Source organism: Gimibacter soli (assembly GCF_028463845.1).
GTDB classification, from domain to species: domain Bacteria; phylum Pseudomonadota; class Alphaproteobacteria; order Sphingomonadales; family Kordiimonadaceae; genus Gimibacter; species Gimibacter soli.
Map to the genome: position 1 here is coordinate 2650568 of NZ_CP116805.1, position 21584 is coordinate 2672151.

Here is a 21584-nt window from a genome sequence, read left to right on the forward strand (position 1 = left end):
GCGGCGCTTTTTTATAGGTCTAGTGCCGAATAAAAAAGCGCCGACGGGACTATTTCCGTCGGCGCAAGTCAGGGACAAACTTTGAAATTCGGCAGGATCGCCTATCCTGCCCGGCGACGCACCCAGCGAACAAAAAGCCAGGGCAAGGTGATCATCAAGAGACCATAAGCAAGCGGCAACCGCGCCATCGCCGGTGAGTGGACAATGGTGACCGCAGCAAGGATGGCGACCGCAAGATTCTGGACGCCGACCTCAATGATGACCGTAAGCAACTGTTTTTCAGACAGTCGTGCAGCGCGAGACAGGACGTAGGCAGCTGCGGTCGAACAAAACATAAGCGCCGCGCTCACCCCGAAGGCTTCAGCAAGGATGGCAGGATCAGATAGATACTGCCAATTGAAGCCTGTGGTCGTCGCGCACATGAAAACAATCCCGAGCACAGAAAACCGCCGTCCGTAGGGCGCAATGCGGTCGGTCAGCTTTGGCCACCGCGCGCGGGCGAGCATGCCAAGAATAACGGGCAGGATCGTAAGGAGACCGAGGGTCACCATCGTTTCGCCGACAGGCATCGAAATACTGGCTTCGCCACCCAGGAATTGGCGTATCGCGAAGCCAGTCCAAAGCGGCAGGGTGAATGCAACGAACAGGGTTGAAAGTGCGGTGAGGCTGACCGCAAGCGCGATATCGGCCCTGACGGCCAGCGATATGGCGTTCGAGGTAACACCCCCGGGGCTAGCCGCTAGCGCAACCAAGCCCACCGCCATTTCCGGCGAAACCGGCAATAGGAAGACAAATCCGAAGGCCAGCAGAGGCAGCACCAGCATCTGCGCCCCAAACCCAACAAGCGCCGCCTTCGGCGATTTCATGATGGCACGAAAATCTTCAAGGCCAAGCGTCAGGCCCATCGCCATCATGATGAAAAAAATTATGGACGGGAACACATAGCCCGACAGAAAGGGGAAGAGCCCGCTCATGCAATGCCCTCACACAAAGCTGATCCCCGAGATGCGCCTCGTAGCCCGTTCGATTGAATGGAAAACCGAAGCCACCATTTCGCTGCCTGAAACCCCGATCGCAGGCTGGCGGCGACGGATCGAAATCGAGGCGCCATCCCGCGCCCTGGCGTCGATTTCCAGTTCAAGATGGGTGAGCGCCGGATCGACGATCAGACGGGCGCGGCAGGCATTGAGCCCGGTGGTCGCCAGCGCACAGGCAACCATCGCATTCACATTGTTGGGGTAGCGCGCGGCGATTTCTCGCACACTGCCGTCGAACAATATCTGCGCCCCGGCGGTATCAGACACGTTCCCAAGGCTCGCCGGCGGCTTCCGGAAGGTAATGGTCACATCGTCCCACTGGTCGCGCCATTCGATCAGGCTATCCATCCCGACGAGTGCACCGTGGGCGATATGCATTGCGTGCCCGTGTTCGTTTGCCGCCTCCGTCAGCCGCGCCAGCATTGCATCATCAGCGAGCGCTGTCAGCGACAAAGGCATGTAATCGGCGACCTCCAGCAATGCTTCGCCGTAACGAACCGTGACGTCCGGTCCTGCCATTTCAACAATCAGATCGGGGGCGGCATCACCAGCCTGCGCCAGATCTGTCAGGACGAGGGGCGACGGCACGCCTGCCAATGGCCGCTTTGAACGAACATGGACAAACGCGACCTCATAGGCCTCGGGCAAAGCCGTGAGACGACGAAAGATGCCTTCGCCTATGAAGCCAAAGCCGACAAGCCCGACGCGGATCATTGTCAGTTCCGGACAGGCGTGTAACCCGCCGCATTCGAGTGCGCAGGGCGTGCCTTGCCCACATGCCCTGCCATCTGCAGAAGGCTGAGGAGCGTGTCGTTATATTCGCCTGGCCGCTCGAAGAAGGCCGAATGGCCAGCGCCAACGACTTCCACAAGGAATGAACCCGCGATGCGTTCCTGCATCAGGCGGATGGCTTCCACGGGAAAAAGCTTGTCCTCATGCCCCGCGATGAACAGGATCGGCATACCGGCCTCGGACAATGCCTCGGGCGTGATCGGGTAGAATGATCCGGTCACATTGTGGCGTGTTGTCGGGTTGAAGCTGTTGATCAGGCGGTAAAGCCGCGCCATTTCCGGTCGCTCGCGGGGCGTGCGCTCCCCCAGCACACGGTCGATCAGGTCCATGTCCACTGTGGCATCACGCGCCTTGTCCATGACAGCCTTCACATCGTCCGGCTCGATCAGGCCGTGCAGCGACGAGGAAACGGCAAGGGCGGCTACCCGCTTCGGGTAGCGCGCAGCAAAGCCGATGCAGGTCCCTGCCCCCATCGACTGCCCGAGAAGCGCCACCCTGTCCTCTCCGAGTGCATCAAGGAGAGCGGCAAGGTCGTCAACAAAGGCACTGCGACCGCGGCCGTCCAGGTCCTTCGACAGGCCGAAGCCGCGATGATCGAAGACAATCACCCGGTTGGTGCGGGCGAAGGTGTCGATCTGCTGGAACCAGATGGCGTGATTGCCACCCATCCCGTGCGCGAGCACAAGGGCCGGGCCTTCACCGTGGCTTTCGTAATAAATTTCTGCGCCTTCAATGCTGATGAACGGCATATTTCAATCCTTTCAGGCAACGCCCATCAAGCGACCGAGTTCGGCGGCATATTCGCCGAACATCGGATCCTTGCGGGTTTCGGAGGGGTGGCGGGGCCGCGGCAGATCGATCCTGATGTCGCGGATCACCCGGCCCGGACGTTCAGACATGACAAGCACGCGGTCGGAAAGGAGGATCGATTCCGCAATGCTGTGGGTCACCAGCACCACGGTCTTCTTTTCCTTCTGCCAGATTTTCAGAAGTTCGACGTTCAGATGATCGCGGGTCAGCGCATCAAGGGCACCGAAGGGTTCATCCATCAAAAGCACACGCGGGCTGCGGATCAGTGCCTGGCCAATGGCCACCCGGTGCCGCATGCCGCCCGACAGTTCGTGCGGATAGCTGTCCTCGAAGCCGGTGAGCCCGAGCGTCTCGACCATCGCTGCAATCGCTGCCTCGTCGGGCTGGGTCGCCTTCCGGTCAAGTTCGGCAGCCAGCAGCAGGTTCTTCCTGACATTCGCCCACGGCAGCAGGTTCGATGTCTGGAACACAAAGCCGACGTCAGCGGACGGACTTTCAACCGGCGTATCCAGCAGCGTGATATTGCCTTCCTCGTAGGGCACAAGACCGGCCATCAGGCGCAGCAGGGTCGATTTACCACAGCCCGAAGGCCCGAGGATCGAGACGAACTCACAGTCGGCAATCTCGGCATCAACGGTATCAAGGACCTTCAGGTCGCCGAACCATTTGCAGACGCCTTCGATACGGATCGCAGGACGGCTTTCCGCCTCTGCTGCCACTGGCCGGCTCATGTCGAGCGCCACCATACAAACCTCCCAAGGATTTCAACGATATAGAAAAGGCCCAGCGACAGGATGGTCACGGTCAGAAGCGCCGCGAAGGTGAGCGGCGTATTCGATGACCCGGTCGCCAGCAGGATCAGGTTACCAAGGCCGTCGTTCGAACCGACAAACTCGCCGACAATCGCGCCGATCACGGCAAGCGGCATGGCAACCTTGCAGCCATCCACAAAGCTTGGCATCGCGGCGGGCACCCGCAGGCGCCAGAAGGTTTGCAGGGCACTGGCCCGCAAGGCGCGGAAATGCTCCTCCATATTGGCCGGGGTGCTTGCAAGACCACCGAGGGTCGAAATAACGACCGGGAAGAAGGCAAAGAGGAATGCCATCACCACTTTCGAAGAAAGGCCGTAGCCGAACCAGACGACGATGATGGGCGCGAGGCCGATTTTCGGGATACTCTGCAAGGCCACCATCAGCGGATAAAGCGTCCGCTTGGCGAAAGACGAGAAATAGATCGTCGCCGCCACCGGGATGCCAAGGCCGACAGCCAGCAGGAAGCCCCAAAGCACCTCACCCATGGTGATCATGCCATGCTCGAAAAGCTCTCCCCGCGACACCCAGAGTTCGGCGGCAATCGCGCTCGGCGGCGGCAGGAGATAGGCTTTCACCTCAAAGAGGTCGACGCTGATTTCCCAGATGCCAATGAGGACAGCAAGGAACACAGCGCCTTCCAAAAAGCCGCGCACCGCGCCGGGACCGTTTGAATTGCGGACCTTTTTCATGCGCCGCCCTCCTTCGTGTCCATGTCGAGGATCGCCTTGATACGGGCCGGCGGCTCGACCACAAACTCCTGCAGGTTCCAGCGGTCGAACGTTTCCATCTCGCCGCCATCCCAAACAGCAGGCGTATGCGGTGTTTCGTCCGTCACCTGGATCATGTCGGAATAAAACTCGACATTGTTGCCGTCCGGATCCTTGAACACGATGAAAGTGTTGCCGCCCGGCCCGTGACGACCGATGCCGCGGTCGATCGGTATGCCGCGCGCCACCAGCATTTCGGTGATCTCGCGAATCTCGTCGAGCGTCTCCACATGGTAGGAAAAATGCTCAACCATCGGATACTGGCCTTCCGGCGCCGCCACATGGCCGGGCGGCAGCTGCAGGAGGGCCAGATCGTGGTGATCCTCGCCGCAGCGCAGGAAGACCATATGGCTGCCGATCCAGTCGGAGACCTCAAGGCCGACGACCTCGGTATAGAAAGCAAGGGATTGCTGGATATCACGCACCTTGAGAACAAGATGGCCCAGCTTGCGGGGCTTTGGACGATACATCATGGCCTCCTATTCGGCGGTGTCAGCAGGCAGGAATACGGTGGAATAGATATCCCCGGCGGCGATCGGTGCGCTCAGCGACCCAACTTCGGTGAGGATATCGAGCGTGCCCTGAATGCGGTCGGCATCGATATGGCCCGGCCCACCTTCGGTCGCGAACAATTCGCCGGTTTCAACAATCTGCTGGCGGGTGACGGCGGCATCGAGAAGGCTGTGGGCCTCCTTCATGATCGTCACTGCTTCGTCCGGATGGTTGAAGGCATAGGCATAGCCACGGTAGGTCGCGCGCAGGAAGCCACGCACCACATCAGGCTTGTCCGCAATCAGGCGGTCGCTCGTCACGATGCCGCTGCCGTAAATATCCAGCCCGAAATTGGCATAGGGGAGCCAACCGATGGTGAGGCCCGCCTCCCCGGCCCGTTTCTGGAACAGGGCGATGGAATTGCCGAGCCAGCATTCGCCGAGGTCGATCTTGTCTTCAATGAGCGAGGCAACCACAACGGCAGGATCAAGCTGCATGATGGTCACATCGCCGGCTTCCATGCCATTGCGGGCGAGCCACGCGGGCAACAGGGCCTGCACCGGACTTGCCTGCCCGCCACCGAAAACAAGGCCTTTCATGTCCGCAGGGGCGGCGACGCTGTGGCGTTCCTGCACGAAGCAGGCACCGGCGGGCCAGCGGCCATTGATGGCGCCGACCATGCGGGTCTGACCCCCATTGGCGCGGTTCAGCGCAACGGCCATCGGGTCGCCGTAGCCAAACTCGAACATGCCCTGGTCCAGCTCGTTGACAGTGCGAATGCCGCCAAAGCCGCGCACGGCTTCAACCGTCAGGCCTTCCTCGGCATAGAAGCCTTTCGCTTCAGCCACAAAGACGCCGGCCATGCTGCCTTGCGGCAGCCACGCCATATTGAAACGCACCTTGGTCAGGTCCGTTGTTTCCTCGGCACCGCCGCAACCGGCGAGCAACAGGCCTGTCATAAGTACCGCTGCGGCTTTCGCTTTTGCCGTCACTCCCAACGTTTTCATCATCCCCTCCCTTTCGTGCATCAGGTTTCGATGCGTTCGGCAGCAACCGGATTGACGATCTCGCCAATCCCATCGATCCAGGCGCGCATCACGTCGCCGTCTTTCAGGTAAACGCCCCGGCCCATGCCGACGCCTGCGGGGGTGCCGGTCGCGATCACGTCGCCCGGCTGCAGGGTGAGAATGGCTGACAGATACTGGATCTGCTCGAAGACGTTGAAGATCATCTCGCCGGTGCTGCCGTCCTGCATCGTTTCGCCGTTGACAGAGAGCCCCATGCGGAAGGCATGCGGATCACCGAGGCAGTCGCGGGGCACGAACCAGGGGCCGAGCGGCAGGAAGGTGTCGTAGCTTTTGCCGCGGAACCAGTCGTGCTTGAACGGGAAGTCGTTGCGGCGGGTCTGGTCGCGCGCCGAAACATCGTTGACGACGATATAGCCCGCGATGTGATGTACGGCGTCCGCAAGCGCGATGCGTTTGCCGGGCTTGCCGATCACCACGCCCAGCTCGACTTCCCAGTCTGCGCGTTCAACCTGCGCAGGGATCACGACCGTTTCGCCGGTTGCGATCGCAGAGTCCGGTGACTTCATGAAAACATAGGGCTGACTGTTGACCTTCTCGGCCAGCACTGTGTCCATTTCGTTCGCATGCTCGATGAAGTTCGAGGCGGTCGCGAACACGCGGCGCGGATGGAACGGCAACAGCAACGAAGGATCGGCAACGACAAGCCCGGAAAGGCGGCCATCCTTCAGGGCGTCGGCGGCGACCGCGACAAGCGCCTTGATGCTGCCATCGACTTCCGCCCAGTTCCGGATGATGCCGTCCAGTGTCGCGTCCACCGGCAGCGCGTGGCCGAGTCTGTCGGCGGTCCCTTCAAGGTCGATCAGGTGATCGTCAACGACGATCCCGGTACGGGCTGCACCGTCATCGGCGCGGTAAGTGGCAAGGGCAAACCAAATCATAAAAACATTCCTTCTAGAGCGTCAGTGCCGCGCGGTAGAGCATCCGCGCCGCAACGATGGCGAGGAAGCAGCCGAACGCGATGCTGAGATGGCGCGGGGTCATGGCATGGGCGAGTTTCGCGCCCCAGGGTGCAGCGACCCAGGTCGCCGGTGTGATAACGAGAAAGCCGATGGCATTGACGAAGCCAAGGCTGCCGGCAGGCAGGCGCGGGTCGCCCCAGCCGGTGAGGATGAAGCCGATGGTGGCGGGAACGCTGATCAGCAACCCGAACAGGGAGGCTGTACCGACAGCCCGGTGGATCGGTTGCCCCATCAGGGTCATGGCCGGCACGCTGAGTGTTCCGCCGCCGATCCCCATCATGCTCGAAAACAGACCAACAAAGGCGGGCGGCACCATGCCGACGATCCCGCGCGGGACAGCGGACGTGATATGCTTGCCGTCAAGTGGCAGAATCATCTTCAGGGTCACCAGTGCCGCGATGCCCCCAAAGACAAGCGACAGCACGCCGCTGGAAACCTGCGAGGCGACAACCACCCCCGCTGCCGATCCGATCAGAATTGGCGCGGCCCAAAGCCGGGTCACATCGAGGTCAATCGCACCCTTGCGGTGGTGCGCCTTGGCCGATGAAACAGACGTCACCATGATTGTCGAAAGCGATGTGGCAACGGCAACATGCATGCGGATTGCGGGATCAACGCCCACAAGCCCAAGTGCCACTTCCATCACAGGGACAATCACGATACCGCCGCCGACCCCGAGAAGGCCCGCGAGGATTCCGCCGGCCAGACCGGTACTGATCATCATCAGGAGAAGCGGCAGCGCTTCGATCAATTGTTCGCCAAGGCTATGGTCCATTGGAGGGGCTTTCGGACTGTTCTTTCCTCCTTTCGGACTAGCCCAAACCGGTCAGGTCATAAAATTATAATACCGGTGCGCAATATTCCCGTTCGGCATATCTCGCCTTCAGCTCTCTATATAGTTTTCGTTATAACGAAGCCCGAAGCTAATACTTCATGGCATAGAGGAAACTGCCTAGCTTGACGGAAAGCCCCGCGCCCACCGCGCGGATGTGTTTCTCGCTCGCGAAAGGCAGAATTGATGAAGAAAGTTGCGATTGCAGGACTGGGCACGATCGGCCTTGTCGTGGCGAAAAGGCTGGACGCGGGCATCGAAGGACTGAAGCTTGTCGCCGTTTCAAGCGGCAACCGGGAAAAGGCAGAGGCCAAACTTGCAGAGCTTTCCAGCCCCGTTCCCATGGTTTCCAACGAAACGCTCGCCACCCTTGCCGATATCATCGTCGACTGCGCACCGACCAAGGCATTCGATACTGTTGCCGAGTCCGCGCTCAAGGCCGGCCGCACGCTCGTAACCGTCAGCGGCGCCGCCATTCTCAAGAACCCGGGCATTGTAGATGTTGCGCGTGCCCACGGCGGTCGTATCGTGCTGGCCACCGGTGCCCTTCTCGGACTTGACGCCGTGCGGGCAGCCGCCGAAGGCAATATCCATTCGATCCGCATGCGGACAGCGAAGCCGCCAAAGTCTCTCGTTACCGCAGAATATGTGGTGAAAAACGGGATCGACCTTTCGGGCCTCACCGAACCCCTGAAGCTTTTCTCCGGCACCGCCCGCGAAGGGGCAATGGCTTTTCCTGCCAATGTGAATGTGGCAGCGGCCCTTGGCCTCGCGGGCGTCGGGGCGGATCGCACCGAGCTTGAAATCTGGGCGGATCCGGCGCTTGAGCGCAACACCCACACCATCACCGTCGATGCGGACAGCGCCAGCTTCGAGCTGCGCATCCAGAATATCCCGACGGACGAGAATCCCGGCACCGGCCGGATAACCGCGCTCAGTGTGATCGCGGCCATTAAGGCGCAAGTCGCGCCGCTCCATGTAGGAACGTGACGATCCAGAAAGGAAATCCCATGACCGTTCGCCTGCGCCACGTGGCCATTGCCTCGGCCGACCCCGACAATGCTGCCAAGTTCTTCGAGACCGTCCTTGGCTGGACCATTGCCGGCAAGGTCGATAGCCGCAATGCCCGCGGCTATTATGTAACTGACGGCACCATCAATATCGCCCTTCTGAATTTCAAGAACCGCCCGGCGGCGGGCATGGAATTCCCGGAAGGCTACACCGGCCTTCACCACCTGGGCTTCCAGTGCGATGACATCGAAGGCCTTGTCGAAACCTTCGAAGGCTCCGGCTATGCGCCGCGCCACGATGTGAACATGGCCCAGGGCCTTGGCAAAAACCCCTCCAAGGACAATGCCGAATACAAGATGAAAGGCCCGGAAGGCGTGATGATTGATGTATCGGAACGCGGCTGGGTCGGCACCGACAGCTACAAGAAACTCGACTGACCTCCCCCCACTTGCCAAGCCCGTCAGTCGGGTAAAAGAGCGGCGCCTGTGATGTCACAGGCGCCGCTTCAGTTCTGAGTGGGCAGAGTTAGGCAGGTCTTCAGATGTTGAAGAAGGTTGCGGCGTTGCCGCCGAGGATACGTGCCTTGGCTTCATCGCCGAGGTCCGCATGATGGCGCACCAGATCGCCAATCTGCTGTTCGCCAAGCGGGAAAGGATAGTCCGAGCCAAGCATCACCCGCTCGTCGCCCATGACATCGACCAGAAGCTTCAATGCCTCGTCGCTGAAAACAGCGGAATCGACATAGAAGCGGTCGAGATAGCTGGACGGGCGGTTGGGGCAATCCTCCCGCACGATATCGCGGTATTGCCAGGCATTGTCGACGCGCCCCAGAAGGAAGGCAAAGCTGCCGCCGCCGTGCGCGAAGCATAGCTTCAGGCTCCTCGGCAGCCGCTCGAACGCACCCGACAGGATCAGCGACAGGATCGAAAGCTGCGTTTCCGCCGGCATGGCGACAAGCCATTGCAGCATATATTTCGGCATACGCTCGCGCGCCATCATGTCCCATGGATGGATCAGCACAGGGGCACCAATCGAGGCCGCGTGCTGCATGAAGGTCATCAGGCCTTCGTCATCAAGGTTCCGGTTGCCGAGATGGTTACCGATATGGACCCCGATATGCCCGGCCGCCATCGCCCGCTCCAGCTCCTTACAGGCTAGATCGGTATCCTGTAGCGGCACCTGGCACATAACCTTCAGGCGGGCCGGATCGGGCGCGCAAAGATCAAGCGCAAGATCGTTGAAGAAGGCCGCGCTTTCAGCGGCGTCCTTGGCTGGTCGGGAATAGCCGAACATAACCGGTGTTGCGCTCATCACCTGAACGTCCACGCCGCAGCGGTCCATATCCTCAAGCCGGGCAGAAGCAGCCCAGCAGGCATTGGTGATCGGGCGGAAATGCCGGTCGCCGACCATGATATAGCCGTTCTCGGCGTCGGTTTTCAGGAGCCACGGCAGGCCAGAAATCCGGGCCTTTTCCGAGCGGGAAGCGTCCATTTCCGGGAAGAAATGGCTGTGCATGTCGATCACTGTCACGGCGTCAGTCCTTTCCCGGATGGAAAGTGCCGCACTTGGGGCAAAGCCGCTTGTCGTGCCGGTCGTGGAAGGCCTGATAGATCGGCGGCAGGTCTTTCTCGATATCGGTTACCGGTCGCTCTTCCCGGTGCAGGTGCGTGTGGCACTTGGGACAGAACCAGTGGAAGATTTCGGTCGGGCGCACACGCTCCACCACGATACCGACGCTTGAAGGGTCGGGCCGCTGCGGCGAATGCAACAGGCGCGGCGGCAGCAGGAAGACATTGCCTTCCGGGATATCGATCCGGTCGGGACCCGCATCCGTCATGATATTCAGATGGATGTCACCCTTGATCTGGTAGAAGAATTCCTCGTGCGGGTCTTCGTGATAATCGTTCCGCCGGTTAGGGCCGCCCACCAGGAACACGATGAAATCAGTATCGCGCCACAGGGCCTTCACGTTCGTCGGCGGTGTTTTCAGGAGTTCTTCGTTCTCCCGCATGAAGCGGTGGAGATCGAAGGGAAGCGTGTAGGGTTTCTGGAACAGTGTCATTGTTGGCTCTTCCCTCTTTGCGTCATCCGCGCGGGCGGTAAGCAACCGCCTTGATTTCGATCAGCAGGTGCGGATGGGGCAGCTGATGCACCGCAACCGTGGTGCGGGCCGGCCCCGTTTCGTCAAAGAACTCCCCATAGACTTCGTTATAGCCCTTGAAGTCGTTCATATTGACAAGATAAGCAGAAATTTCGACCACATCCTTCAGGTCGGCGCCCGCATCGGCGAGAATTTCACCGATATTCAGGATCACCGCGCGTGTTTGCGCCCTGATATCGAGGGTCGTGGCGCCGAAACCATCGGCGTCTGCGCCCGCAATCGTGTTATCTGCCCGGCGCGAACTGGTGCCGGATACGAAGATAAAGTCGCCGGCCCGCCGATAATGGGGGAAACGCCCGCGCGGCACGGCCCGCCCTGCGATCACACGCCCGTCGCTCATGAAGCTGCTCCCTTCACCTTCAGGTCCACCCGTCCTAGACCTTCGGTTTCCAGCGCGACATGCAACCCTGCCTTCAGCGGCTGTGCCGCCGTTGCCGCACCCGCCAGCACGATCTGCCCGGGGGCAAGCTGGAAACCATATCGCCCGGCAAGCCTTGCTGCCGCCACCAGAGACCGCCACGGGTTGCCAAGGATGCCTGCAGACGACCCGATCTCCACCGGGCGGCCATCAAAGCGCATCACCATGCCAAGGTTGGCGATATCCGCCGGTGGCTTTGACCAGGCGCCGATCACGAAGCCCGAAGACGAGCAATTGTCGGCCACGACATCCTCAAGCGAGAATTTGAAATCGCGGTAGCGGCTGTCGATCAACTCCATGGCCGGCGCCACAGCGTCGACCGCCGAAATTGCTTCCGGTAGCGAAACATTGCCTGAAAGCGGTCGCGAAAGGCGGAAAGCGATCTCCGGCTCGATCCGGGGATGGACATAATCTTCCATCGAAGCCTCGCCGCCATCTTCCAACATCATGGCATCGGTGAGCCGTCCCCAGATCAGGTCGGCGACACCCATCTGCACCATCTTGGCGCGGCTGGTGAACCCCATCTTGATGCCCACGAGCGCTTCACCCCGCAACAGGCGCCGGGCGATCGACCGCGCCTGGATTTCATAGGCTTCATCAAGGGTGATGGCGTCAGCACCTGTTGAAAGCTGGGCAACAGCGCTGGCCTTCGCGGCAGCGCTATCAAGCCGCTCGGCGATTGTATCGAGGCGGCTCATGCTGCGGCCTCCCGTTCCTTGAGGATATCAAGCGCCACATCGACGATCATATCTTCCTGCCCGCCAACCATCTTGCGCGCCCCGAGGCGGACCAGAATTTCACGAACATCGAGGCCATATTGCGCGGCGGCCTTTTCTGCGTGGCGCAGGAACGAGGAATAGACGCCTGCATAGCCGAGGCTCAGAGTTTCGCGGTCCACCCGGACGGGCCTGTCCTGCAGCGGACGGACAAGGTCTTCCGCCGCGTCCATCAGTTTGAAAAGATCGCAGCCATGGTTCCAGCCCTTGCGGTCGGCGGCAGCGATAAAGACTTCCAGCGGGGCATTGCCCGCCCCCGCCCCCATGCCGGCGAGGCTTGCATCAACGCGGCGCGCACCGTTCTGGACCGCCACGATGGAGTTGGCGACCCCGAGCGACAGATTATGGTGGGCGTGAATGCCGCGTTCGGTAGCAGGATCGAGCACTTCGTTAAACGCCTCAAGGCGCTCGGCCACACCGTCCATATCCAGCGCACCGCCGCTGTCGACCACATAGACGCACTCGGCACCGTAGCTTTCCATCAGCTTCGCCTGCTCGGCGAGTTTCGCGGGCGCCGTCATATGCGACATCATCAGGAAACCGACCGTATCCATCCCGATCTCGCGGGCGACGGCAATATGCTGGGCGGCCACGTCTGCCTCGGTCGAGTGGGTCGCGATCCGGATCGAGCGCACACCCAGCGCATAGGCGCGCCGGATATCCTCCTTGGTGCCAATGCCGGGTAGAAGCAGGGTCGCAAGCTTCGCCTTCTTCAGGACCGAGGCTACCGCCTCGAGCCATTCCCAATCGGTATGGGCGCCAAAGCCATAGTTGAAGCTGGCCCCCGCCAGCCCGTCGCCGTGAGCCACCTCGATTGCATCGACGCCAGCTTCATCAAGTGCCTTGGCAATCGTCATCACATGGTTGACGCCGTACATATGCCGGATCGCATGCATGCCATCGCGCAGGGTGACGTCCTGGATATAAAGCTTGTCGGTCATGCTGCTGCCCGCCCGTATTTTTCAGCGGCGATACGCTCACCCGTACCGCGCGCTGCCGATGTCATGATGTCCAGATTGCCGGCATAGGCCGGCAGGTAATCCGCCGCCCCCTCGACCTCGAGGAAGATCGAGGATTTGATGCCGGTGAAAGTGCCGTAGCCGGGGATTTCTAGCGGGTTGTTGTTGCCGAAGCGTTCGAACTGCACGTCCTGCTTCAGCCGGTAGCCCGGCACATAGGACTGCACGTCCGCCGCCATTGCCGCGACCGATGCCCGGATGGCTTGTTCGTCCGCTTCATCCGACAGCACATAGACCGTATTGCGCATCAGAAGCGGGGGCTCAGCCGGGTTCAGCACGATGATCGCCTTGCCGCGCGCAGCCCCGCCGACCCGCTCGATAGCGCGGGAAGTTGTTTCGGTGAATTCATCGATATTGGCGCGCGTACCGGGCCCCGCCGAGCGGGACGAGATCGAGGCGACAATTTCGGCATAGCGCACCGGTGCCACCCGTGCGACAGCCGCCACCATCGGGATCGTGGCCTGCCCGCCGCAGGTGACCATGTTGACATTGCGCTCGCCAAGGGTTTCCCCAAGGTTGACGACCGGCACGGTATAAGGGCCGATCGCAGCGGGGGTAAGATCGATCAGCGTCTTTTCAGGGTGATCGGCGAGCAGTTTGTCATGCGCCAGGTGCGCCTTCGCGGACGTCGCATCGAAGAAGATATCAACCTCGCTAAAAAGATCCTCGCCCATGAAAGCCGCGAGGCCCTCATGGAAGGTCGCCACACCGTGCGAGCGGGCAAGCGCCAGCCCTTCGGACTGGGCATCAATGCCGATCACGACCGCCGCCTCAAGAAGGGCATCTGCCTTCACTATCTTCAGCATCAGATCGGTGCCGATATTGCCCGATCCGATGATGGCGCATTTTACCTTCCCGGCCATCCAAGTCCCCTATTCGAAAATCGCGCGCACGGAGCCAAGCCCGTTGATGCGCACTTCAAAAACATCACCCGCCGTCGCCGCCACCATCGGGCCAAGCGCACCCGAAAGGACAACGTCTCCAGCCTGCAAAGGCGTGCCGACCTCGACCATCTTCTCAGCCAGCCATTTGACAGCATTGAGCGGGTTGCCAAGGCATGCCGCACCAGCACCGAGCGAAACCTGATCACCGCCGCGTTCCATGACCATGCCACACAGAACCGGGTCGAAGTCGCCAAGGCGCTTCGGGTGACCGCCAAGAACGAACAGCCCGGAAGATGCATTGTCAGCAATGGTATCGAGGATGCCGATCTTCCAGTCGGCGATCCGACTGTCGACAATCTCGAGCGCCGGCAGGGCATAGGCTGTGGCACTGATGATATCGGCGAGCGTCAACCGCTCGGCTGTCAGGTCACGCGCCAGTACGAAGGCGATCTCGGCTTCGATTTTCGGCTGGATCAGGCGGCTTGTGGGCACCGGTTCGCTGTCGCCAAAGGCCATATCGGCAAAGAGGGCGCCGAAGTCCGGTTGGCCAACGCCAAGCTGCTTCTGCACGGCGGCAGACGTCAGCCCGATTTTCCGCCCGACAAGGCGCCGCCCGGCGGCCAGCCCGCGTTCGGTATTGATGAACTGGATGCGGTAGGCATCGTCAAGGCTGCCACTCGTGATCCGGTCGCGCACGGGGGCAACCGGCTGGCGCTTGCCTTCCGCCTCCATCAGGTCCGCCGCGATTTCGGCAAGGATATCGTTCGTCATCGCCCGTTCCTCAAAGCTTGATACAAATGTTGGATGGCTCGGCATAGAAGGCGAGCGAGTGGCGTCCCCCTTCGCGGCCGACGCCTGAAAGGCCGACCCCGCCGAAGGGTGTGCGCAGGTCCCTCAGGAACCAGTCATTCACCCACACAATGCCGACTTCCATCTGGCGCGCGACCCGGTGACCGCGTTTGATATCCTGCGTCCAGACAGCAGCCGCGAGGCCATAGTCGGTGTTGTTCGCCAGTGCCACGGCCTCTTCCTCGCTGTCGAAGGGGGCGATGTGGCAGATGGGCCCGAAGATTTCCTCGCGCACCGTGCGTGCGGTTTCAGGAAGACCGGTCAGGATGGTTGGCTCCACAAAGGCACCGGCATCGCGCTCGTCCCCGAATGCCGGGATACCGCCACCGGTGACGAACGTGGCACCTTCAGCGCGGGCAATTTCGAAATAGCCTGTCACCTTCTCGCGGTGCTCGCGGGAAATGAGCGGCCCCATATCAACCCCGTCTTCCGGCCGACCGATGGTGAGCGCGCGGGCACGCTCGGCAAGTGCGGCGACGAACCGGTCAAAAATCGAACGCTCCACATAAACGCGTTCAGAGCAAAGGCAGACCTGCCCGCAGTTTGAAAAGACCGAGCGAACGGTGCCCGCAACGGCGGCATCGAAGTCCGCGTCGGCAAAGACAATGGCGGCATTCTTGCCGCCGAGCTCGAACGAAAGCGGCTTCACGGTTGGTGCCGCCGCTTTCATGATCACACTGCCGGTGGCAGAAGCGCCCGTAAAGGTGATGGCATCCACATCCGGGTGGGCTGTCAGGAACTCGCCCGCCGACCCCGGCCCGAAGCCGTGAACCAGATTGAACACGCCTGCGGGCACGCCTGCATCCTGCATCACTTCAGCAAGCAGTGTGGCGGTGGACGGCGTTTCTTCGGATGGCTTTGCCACAACGCAGTTACTGGTGGCGAGCGCCGGCGCAACCTTCCACGTCAGCAACAGCAGCGGCAGGTTCCACGGCGAGATCACGCCAACAACCCCGTGCGGACGGGCGACGCTGTAATTCAGCGCCCCCCGCCCGTCGGGGGTATCCATTTCAAAGCATTCCTGCCCCGCCACCTTCACCATATCGGCAAAGACACGGAAATTGGCCGCACCGCGCGGAATATCGATCGTGCGCGCCTGATGCTGGGACTTGCCCGTATCGGCGATCTCTGCCGCAACAAATTCATCGAACCGCGCTTCGATGCCATCTGCGATCCGATGCAGCACCTTGGCGCGCTCGGCAGCAGGCATACGCCCCCACACCTCACACTGGGCACGCTTGGCAGCCCGGACAGCTGCATCCACAGTCGCAGCATCGGCCTCGCACACACGCGCCACCAGCGAACCGTCAACCGGTGAAACGTTGTCGAAGCGCACGCGACCCTCAACAAAGGCGCCATCCACAAAATTGCGCAGCAAAGGCACAGTGCGGGCCTTGTTCGGGTCGCTTTCGGGGGCTGCTAAAGTGGTATCCATAAAGGTCTGCTCTCGTAACCGGTGGAATGCTCGGACAAGAAGCAGCCTAGGCGTGCCACTATATGAAAAATAATATCTCTTTCCGTTATTGATATAACAGAATGGGTATAGGCCATGTCACAGTCGCCGGGCAGCCAATAGGAGGCCCGCATGGCCAAGATTCACGAGAATTTCCTGATCTCGCGACTGAAACTGAAGCAACTGAAACTGCTGACCGTCGTGGCGCAGGAAGGCAATATCCTGAAGGCGTCGCAGGTGCTGAATATCGCCCAGCCTGCGGCCACCAAAAACATCCGCGAGCTCGAAGAAACGCTGGGCATTCGCCTGTTCGAGCGCTCCTCGCGGGGCGTCGCGCCCACCTCATACGGCGACGTAATGATCAAGCATGCCAAGCTCATCCTTGCGCAGCTGCGCCACGCAAGCGAGGAACTGACTTCACTTGAGGAAGGCAATTCGGGGCGAATTTTTGTGGGGACCCTGCTGTCGGCATCGTCTGCCTTGCTGCCGCGCGCTGTCGCCCTCATGAAAGCCGAACGGCCAGGGATCGCGATTACCATCGTCGAAGGCATCAACGACAAGCTGATGCCGAGTCTGAGGACCGGTGATCTCGATATTGTGCTCGGCCGCCTGCCCTCCTACCGCGAACGTGACGGCCTGACGCAGGAAATCCTCTATACCCATCCGATTTCGATCGTGGTGCGCAAGGGCCATCCGCTGGCCGACCGGCCATCCCTGACCCTCAAGGATCTTGCCAATTCCGAATGGATCATGCCGTCGCAGCAGACAACCCTGCGCCGCCAGATCGTTACAGCCTTCCTGAATGAAGGGCTGGAGCCACCGGCAGACCTTGTGGAATCCGTGTCGATCATGGCGAACCACGCGCTGCTGACCAACACGGACATGGTGGCCGCCATGCCATTTGAAGTCGCCAACGCTTACCCCGGCCTCGCGCGACTGCCCATCAATCTGGCTTCAGCCGACGGCGAAGTGGGCGCCACGACACGCGCTGGCGCCGACCTTTCGCCAGCAGCCGCCCATTTCATGGCGGTGCTTCGCAGGGTCGCGGAGGAGATCAAAGCCGAACTCCTTTCAGAAGTCGGCGCCGCGTGACCCTTTATGCGAGCTTGAATTCGATAACAGCCGCGCCGGCGCCGTAGGTTGGCCCGTAGGCCTTCACATCGGCGCCCCGAATGTTGCGACAGGTACCCAGTATCCAGGCGATGTGCTTCATGCCCATGTCTGTGCCGGTGCTTGCTGCATAGTCCAATGCAGCCATGCGAAGACCTGCCCCATCGGCATCCGTGATCGCAGCCAGAAATTGGCGATTGGCAGCGTCGTCGTCGCTTTTGGCAATATGATCATCGGATAAATCTATGTCGTGATCGATATAGTTCGAGGAAAGACCGCCGACAGCCAGCACAACAGCACGTTTGCCTTGCGCCAAAACCGCATCTCGCGCGATGGCACCCAGCCCCTCGGTCTTTTCAAAGTCGTGGTAAAGGTTACAGGCTGCAATCAGGGTCGGAATTTTTGCTTCGGGATCGACAAATCCAGTGGCGACAATGGTGCCTGTATCGATCGGGAAGCCGTCGTAATCGACACCTTTGGACTTGATGCCCGCAGCGTTGGCGCGTGCGACACACTCGGCGGCAAGCGTAGTATCGGTGCGCAGTCGGAACGGCAGATCACCATGATCATGCCATTGTTCATCCACATGCACGCCGGCGATTTCAGCCCGTGCCTGCCAAAGCTGGTCAAGCACCGCGTACCACTGGGTCGAATAGATCAGCAACACATCCGGCTTGGTAGCGCGGATGGCGGCGCCAACTTCATTGCAGGCAGCAACAAGCGGCCGCCACGGGGCGTTATCCGGGTGTAAAGTGGGCAGCGGATTGCCCGGCAGGAGAAATGCGGAAACAATGGTCATGAAAATCAGTTCCTTGAAGTCGAAGCGGGGGACCAGGTTCAGGCGTCGAGCCGCCATTCCATTACGGCATTGCCGGTGCCGATGACGGTGCCATAGCCGTGCAGCTCAGCCGGAATTTCGGGATAGTCCATCGCAGCCAGCATCCAGGGAAAGGCCCCGGACTTCACCTCGGCGAAGGCCGCTTCCACCCATTCGGGGAAAAGGCGCATCACGTCACGCAGCTTGCCCTGCCGCATCAGTTCAATCATCCGCATGTCCCACTTGTAGCCTTCATAGCTTTGGGGATGCTCCTTGCTCATATCCTCTGGAACCTCCGGCTCCTCATGAAAATGCCAGTGCGAAAAGGTGTTTGAACAAAGAAGCACCGCACGTTTCCCGGATTTCTCGATGGCGCGCCGGGTGGCGACACCCAGCCGCTCCATTTCATCCACCCCTTCATCGAGCGTCAGATAATAGGGCGAGTTGTTCGCGGAAATGCCGACAACAGGAATGTCCCATTGCGGGCGCATCATATGGAGCGTCGTGATCGTGCCATAGTCGACACGGAAGCGCGGGTTGCGCATAATGCGGGTGGTCAGCCCTTCCGCCTGCGCCTCCTCGCAGCAGGCCTCGGCAAGATCCACATCCACATTGAGCCCGAAGTTGTAGCGAAAAAGGTTCGGAAAGATCGGGTCTACTGACTTGCCCTCGAGCCTTGGAACACCCAGAAAATGGTGGCCGACCTTGGTTTGCCAGTGCGGCGAATGAACAAGAAGCACATCGGGCCTCAGGTCCTCAAGGCTTTGACGCGCCCTTTCGTAGGCCCAGCGCAAGGGTTCCCAGCCGCCCTCGGATCGGGGTTCGTTCTGGGGTGGATTGTCGGAATAGACAAGGTGTGGTGGATGCGGAGCCACAAAGCCCGCAACGATCTTCCCGTCAGCCATTTTTACTTACCTCCCGCGTAAAGATGGGCCTGACCCAAAGGCTGCCAAACGGTGGCAACACAAGGCTCTTGCTCGGGTCTCGCACATCTGACTTGGGGTGAATAATAAGGATTCCGGTGGCACCTATAGCCGCCGGGCATATCCGGGCGGGTTCAATATGCCAGTCGGCTGCGTGCTATGCCGGATTTTTATATCATTGCCTTTTTCTATAGCCGGACGTGTATACTGGGCCGTCGCCTTTTCGCGGCGGTAAGGAGTGCGTAGTGGCCAAGATTCACGAGAACTTTCTGGTCTCGCGGCTGAAGCTGAAACAGCTGAAGCTGCTGACTGTCGTGGCGCAGGAAGGCAATATCCTGAAGGCGTCGCAGATCCTGAATATTGCCCAGCCCGCCGCGACCAAAAACATCCGCGAGCTGGAAGAGACGCTCGGCATCACCCTGTTTGACCGAACATCGCGCGGCGTGACACCCACGCCGTACGGCGAGGTCATGATCAAGCATGCGAAGCTTGTCCTCGCCCAGCTCCGCCATGCAAGCGAGGAACTGACCTCGCTTGAGGAAGGTACTGCCGGCCGCATATTCGTGGGCACGCTGCTTGCCGCTTCTTCGGCCCTCCTGCCGCGCGCAGTTGCCCTGATGAAGAAGGAACGACCGGGGGTTGGCGTTACAATTGTTGAAGGCACCAATGACAAGCTGATGCCAAGCCTTCGTACAGGCGATCTCGATATCGTGCTTGGCCGCCTGCCGGTTTACCGCGAGCGTGAGGGGCTGGCGCAGGAGGTTCTTTACAAGGACCCGATCTCGATTGTCGCGCGCCGGGGCCACCCGCTTGCAGAGCGGCAATCGCTGACGCTCAAGGACCTGGCGGACGCCGAATGGATCATGCCCTCGCCGCAAACCACGCTGCGGCGCCAGATCGTGACGGCCTTCCTGAACGAAGGGCTGGAGCCTCCGGCTGATCTGGTGGAATCGGTATCGATCATGGCGAACCACGCGCTGCTCGTCAGCACCGACATGGTTGCCGCCATGCCGTTTGAAGTGGCGAATGTTTATCCCGATCTCGTGCGTCTGCCGATCGATATGGCATCGGCAGACGGCGAGGTTGGCGCCACCACACGCGCCGGGGCTGAACTGGCGCCCGCAGCCGGGCATTTCATGGCTGTGCTGCGCCGGGTTGCGAAAGATATTGCCGCAGAAATGCCGGCAACCGGCAGCCTTTAGGCCATCGCCCCGCCGATCAGCACTGCCGCCAGCGCAAGCGGCGCCACATAACGCAGGCAGAACCGCCAGAGGCCGAAGGCATAGCCGCTTTCCGCCACACCGAATTCGTCGCGCGTCAGCGCTTTCGGCAACGCCCAGGCAACGAACAGCGCGATGAAGATGGCACATCCCGGCATCATCAGCGTGGTGACGAGATAATCGAACAGCGCAAAGAAATTCCGGCCTTCCAGAAGGGGCACCCCGTCAAGTGGATGAAAGCCCGACAGGATGTTGAAGGAAAGCACACACAGGACGCCAAGGCCGAAGCTGATCGCACCCGGCACCAGCGCAGCCGTCACCCGCGACCAGCCAAACCGGCCCTGCAGCCACGATACCGGCGCCTCGATCATCGAGATGGAGGACGTAAGCGCCGCGAAGAACAGCAGGAAGAAAAAGGCGGGTGCGATGAGGCTGCCGCCTGGCATCTGGGCAAAGGCCACGGGCAGAGTCTGGAACACGAGGCCCGGCCCGCTATCAGGCGCAAGGCCCACGGCAAATACGATAGGGAAAATGGCGATCCCGGCAATCAAGGCAACAGCTGTATCTGCCCCCACGATGAACAGCGACGTGCGGGGGATAGAGGTATCCCGGTCCACATAGGCGCCGTAAGCCATCAGGTTGGTCATACCGACACCGAGCGAGAAGAAGGCCTGCCCCACCGCGTCCATCACAACCGCACCTGTGATCTTCGAAAAGTCGGGTTTGAAAAGGAAGGTCATCGCCTTGGCGGCTTCACCGGCAATCAGGGCATAGGCGGCCAGCGACAGAAGGATCAGGAACAGCGCGGGCATCATGATCTTGACGACCCGTTCGATCCCCTTTTGCACGCCCAGGGCGGAGACGGCGATGGTTGCACCGATGAAGACCGCGAAACAGGCAAACAGCCCCGGCGCACTGGCGTTCAATCCATCAAACGCCGCGCTTGCCTCGGCGGCGGTTACCGGGCTCGCGCCCGTCAGTGCCTTTCCGGCATAGGCCAGCGTCCAGCCGCCGACAACGGAATAGAAGGCAAGCACGATCAGCGAACCAATGCCCCCGACATACCCCATGCCTGCCCATGCAGGCGAAGCCCCGCCCTCCCGCGCGACAGTCCCGATCGCCTGTGGCGGGCTCAGCCGACCGCGGCGACCAACCATCAGCTCTGCAATCAGTACAGGCAGCGATACAAGGAGAACAGCCCCGAGATAGACAAAGACAAACGCGCTGCCGCCGCCGGTGCCGACGCTATAGGGGAAGCGCCAGAGGTTGGCGAGCCCCACGGCCGAGCCAACGGCTGCAAGAATGAATGTGGCGCGTGAAGACCAGCGCTCGGGGGCCTTGGAGGTCATCTTTA

At 60.9% G+C, this 21584-nt stretch carries 24 protein-coding genes; 4 read left to right on the top strand and 20 right to left on the bottom strand.

Annotated elements, in window-relative coordinates; genetic code table 11:
- Positions 1 to 101: 101 nt before the first annotated feature.
- Genes PH603_RS12315 through PH603_RS12355 form a run of 9 tightly spaced genes read right to left on the bottom strand, consistent with a single transcriptional unit; the run spans position 102 to position 7532 of the window.
- Complete coding sequence (locus PH603_RS12315) at positions 102 to 974, bottom strand: bile acid:sodium symporter family protein (protein WP_289502834.1); 873 nt, start codon at positions 972 to 974, stop codon at positions 102 to 104.
- A gap of 9 nt (positions 975 to 983) precedes the next feature.
- Entirely contained in the window at positions 984 to 1751 is a 768-nt protein-coding gene (locus PH603_RS12320; RefSeq protein WP_289502835.1) for an aspartate dehydrogenase domain-containing protein, read from the bottom strand.
- 2 nt (positions 1752 to 1753) lie between these two features.
- Positions 1754 to 2578 carry an alpha/beta fold hydrolase gene (locus tag PH603_RS12325; RefSeq protein WP_289502836.1) on the bottom strand — a complete coding sequence of 275 codons (825 nt, stop codon included), beginning with the start codon at positions 2576 to 2578 and terminating at the stop codon, positions 1754 to 1756.
- 12 nt (positions 2579 to 2590) lie between these two features.
- Positions 2591 to 3385 carry an ABC transporter ATP-binding protein gene (locus tag PH603_RS12330; protein WP_289502837.1) on the bottom strand — a complete coding sequence of 265 codons (795 nt, stop codon included), beginning with the start codon at positions 3383 to 3385 and terminating at the stop codon, positions 2591 to 2593.
- Positions 3367 to 4140, bottom strand: a complete 774-nt coding sequence (locus PH603_RS12335) for an ABC transporter permease (RefSeq protein ID WP_289502838.1) — start codon at positions 4138 to 4140, stop codon at positions 3367 to 3369. Before PH603_RS12335 ends, PH603_RS12330 begins: the two co-directional genes overlap by 19 nt.
- Entirely contained in the window at positions 4137 to 4691 is a 555-nt protein-coding gene (locus tag PH603_RS12340; RefSeq protein ID WP_289502839.1) for a VOC family protein, read from the bottom strand. Before PH603_RS12340 ends, PH603_RS12335 begins: the two co-directional genes overlap by 4 nt.
- A 6-nt stretch (positions 4692 to 4697) precedes the next feature.
- Positions 4698 to 5720 carry an ABC transporter substrate-binding protein gene (locus tag PH603_RS12345; protein ID WP_289502840.1) on the bottom strand — a complete coding sequence of 341 codons (1023 nt, stop codon included), beginning with the start codon at positions 5718 to 5720 and terminating at the stop codon, positions 4698 to 4700.
- A gap of 17 nt (positions 5721 to 5737) precedes the next feature.
- Positions 5738 to 6676 carry a fumarylacetoacetate hydrolase family protein gene (locus tag PH603_RS12350; protein WP_289502841.1) on the bottom strand — a complete coding sequence of 313 codons (939 nt, stop codon included), beginning with the start codon at positions 6674 to 6676 and terminating at the stop codon, positions 5738 to 5740.
- A 13-nt stretch (positions 6677 to 6689) separates the two neighbouring features.
- Positions 6690 to 7532 (bottom strand): sulfite exporter TauE/SafE family protein, encoded by an 843-nt coding sequence (locus PH603_RS12355; protein ID WP_289502842.1) that lies wholly within the window; start codon positions 7530 to 7532, stop codon positions 6690 to 6692.
- 243 nt (positions 7533 to 7775) lie between these two features.
- Between PH603_RS12355 and PH603_RS12360 the strand changes: the two genes are divergently transcribed.
- Positions 7776 to 8579 (top strand): aspartate dehydrogenase, encoded by an 804-nt coding sequence (locus PH603_RS12360; RefSeq protein WP_289502843.1) that lies wholly within the window; start codon positions 7776 to 7778, stop codon positions 8577 to 8579.
- Between the two features lie 20 nt (positions 8580 to 8599).
- Positions 8600 to 9037: a VOC family protein gene (locus PH603_RS12365; protein WP_289502844.1), complete on the top strand. Its 438-nt coding sequence runs from the start codon at positions 8600 to 8602 to the stop codon at positions 9035 to 9037.
- A gap of 100 nt (positions 9038 to 9137) precedes the next feature.
- On the opposite strand, the gene PH603_RS12370 is transcribed toward PH603_RS12365, so the two are convergent.
- Genes PH603_RS12370 through PH603_RS12405 form a run of 8 tightly spaced genes read right to left on the bottom strand, consistent with a single transcriptional unit; the run spans position 9138 to position 16142 of the window.
- Entirely contained in the window at positions 9138 to 10115 is a 978-nt protein-coding gene (locus PH603_RS12370; RefSeq protein ID WP_353507411.1) for an amidohydrolase family protein, read from the bottom strand.
- Between the two features lie 19 nt (positions 10116 to 10134).
- Positions 10135 to 10662, bottom strand: coding sequence for a 3-hydroxyanthranilate 3,4-dioxygenase (gene nbaC, locus PH603_RS12375; protein ID WP_289502846.1), 528 nt, complete (start codon positions 10660 to 10662; stop codon positions 10135 to 10137).
- A gap of 22 nt (positions 10663 to 10684) precedes the next feature.
- Positions 10685 to 11101, bottom strand: coding sequence for a RidA family protein (locus PH603_RS12380; protein ID WP_289502847.1), 417 nt, complete (start codon positions 11099 to 11101; stop codon positions 10685 to 10687).
- Positions 11098 to 11877 carry a 2-keto-4-pentenoate hydratase gene (locus PH603_RS12385; RefSeq protein WP_289502848.1) on the bottom strand — a complete coding sequence of 260 codons (780 nt, stop codon included), beginning with the start codon at positions 11875 to 11877 and terminating at the stop codon, positions 11098 to 11100. Before PH603_RS12385 ends, PH603_RS12380 begins: the two co-directional genes overlap by 4 nt.
- Positions 11874 to 12896 carry a 4-hydroxy-2-oxovalerate aldolase gene (gene dmpG / locus PH603_RS12390; protein WP_289502849.1) on the bottom strand — a complete coding sequence of 341 codons (1023 nt, stop codon included), beginning with the start codon at positions 12894 to 12896 and terminating at the stop codon, positions 11874 to 11876. The genes PH603_RS12385 and dmpG overlap by 4 nt, the downstream gene beginning before the upstream one ends.
- Positions 12893 to 13837 (bottom strand): acetaldehyde dehydrogenase (acetylating), encoded by a 945-nt coding sequence (locus tag PH603_RS12395; RefSeq protein WP_289502850.1) that lies wholly within the window; start codon positions 13835 to 13837, stop codon positions 12893 to 12895. Before PH603_RS12395 ends, dmpG begins: the two co-directional genes overlap by 4 nt.
- A 9-nt stretch (positions 13838 to 13846) precedes the next feature.
- Entirely contained in the window at positions 13847 to 14629 is a 783-nt protein-coding gene (locus PH603_RS12400) for a 2-keto-4-pentenoate hydratase (protein ID WP_289502851.1), read from the bottom strand.
- A gap of 10 nt (positions 14630 to 14639) precedes the next feature.
- Positions 14640 to 16142, bottom strand: a complete 1503-nt coding sequence (locus PH603_RS12405) for a 2-hydroxymuconic semialdehyde dehydrogenase (RefSeq protein ID WP_289502852.1) — start codon at positions 16140 to 16142, stop codon at positions 14640 to 14642.
- 150 nt (positions 16143 to 16292) lie between these two features.
- Here PH603_RS12405 and PH603_RS12410 point away from each other — a divergent pair, with 150 nt between their 5' ends.
- Complete coding sequence (locus tag PH603_RS12410; RefSeq protein ID WP_289502853.1) at positions 16293 to 17252, top strand: LysR substrate-binding domain-containing protein; 960 nt, start codon at positions 16293 to 16295, stop codon at positions 17250 to 17252.
- 4 nt (positions 17253 to 17256) lie between these two features.
- Here the strand turns inward: PH603_RS12410 and PH603_RS12415 are convergent, their stop codons facing one another.
- Both PH603_RS12415 and PH603_RS12420 read right to left on the bottom strand, forming a co-directional pair.
- Complete coding sequence (locus PH603_RS12415) at positions 17257 to 18069, bottom strand: DODA-type extradiol aromatic ring-opening family dioxygenase (protein ID WP_289502854.1); 813 nt, start codon at positions 18067 to 18069, stop codon at positions 17257 to 17259.
- 38 nt (positions 18070 to 18107) lie between these two features.
- Positions 18108 to 18992: a DODA-type extradiol aromatic ring-opening family dioxygenase gene (locus PH603_RS12420; protein ID WP_289502855.1), complete on the bottom strand. Its 885-nt coding sequence runs from the start codon at positions 18990 to 18992 to the stop codon at positions 18108 to 18110.
- Between the two features lie 263 nt (positions 18993 to 19255).
- Between PH603_RS12420 and PH603_RS12425 the strand changes: the two genes are divergently transcribed.
- Positions 19256 to 20212, top strand: a complete 957-nt coding sequence (locus PH603_RS12425; protein WP_289502856.1) for a LysR substrate-binding domain-containing protein — start codon at positions 19256 to 19258, stop codon at positions 20210 to 20212.
- Here the strand turns inward: PH603_RS12425 and PH603_RS12430 are convergent.
- Positions 20209 to 21579, bottom strand: a complete 1371-nt coding sequence (locus PH603_RS12430; protein WP_289502857.1) for a sodium-dependent transporter — start codon at positions 21577 to 21579, stop codon at positions 20209 to 20211. The genes PH603_RS12425 and PH603_RS12430 overlap by 4 nt on opposite strands.
- Positions 21580 to 21584 lie beyond the last annotated feature (5 nt).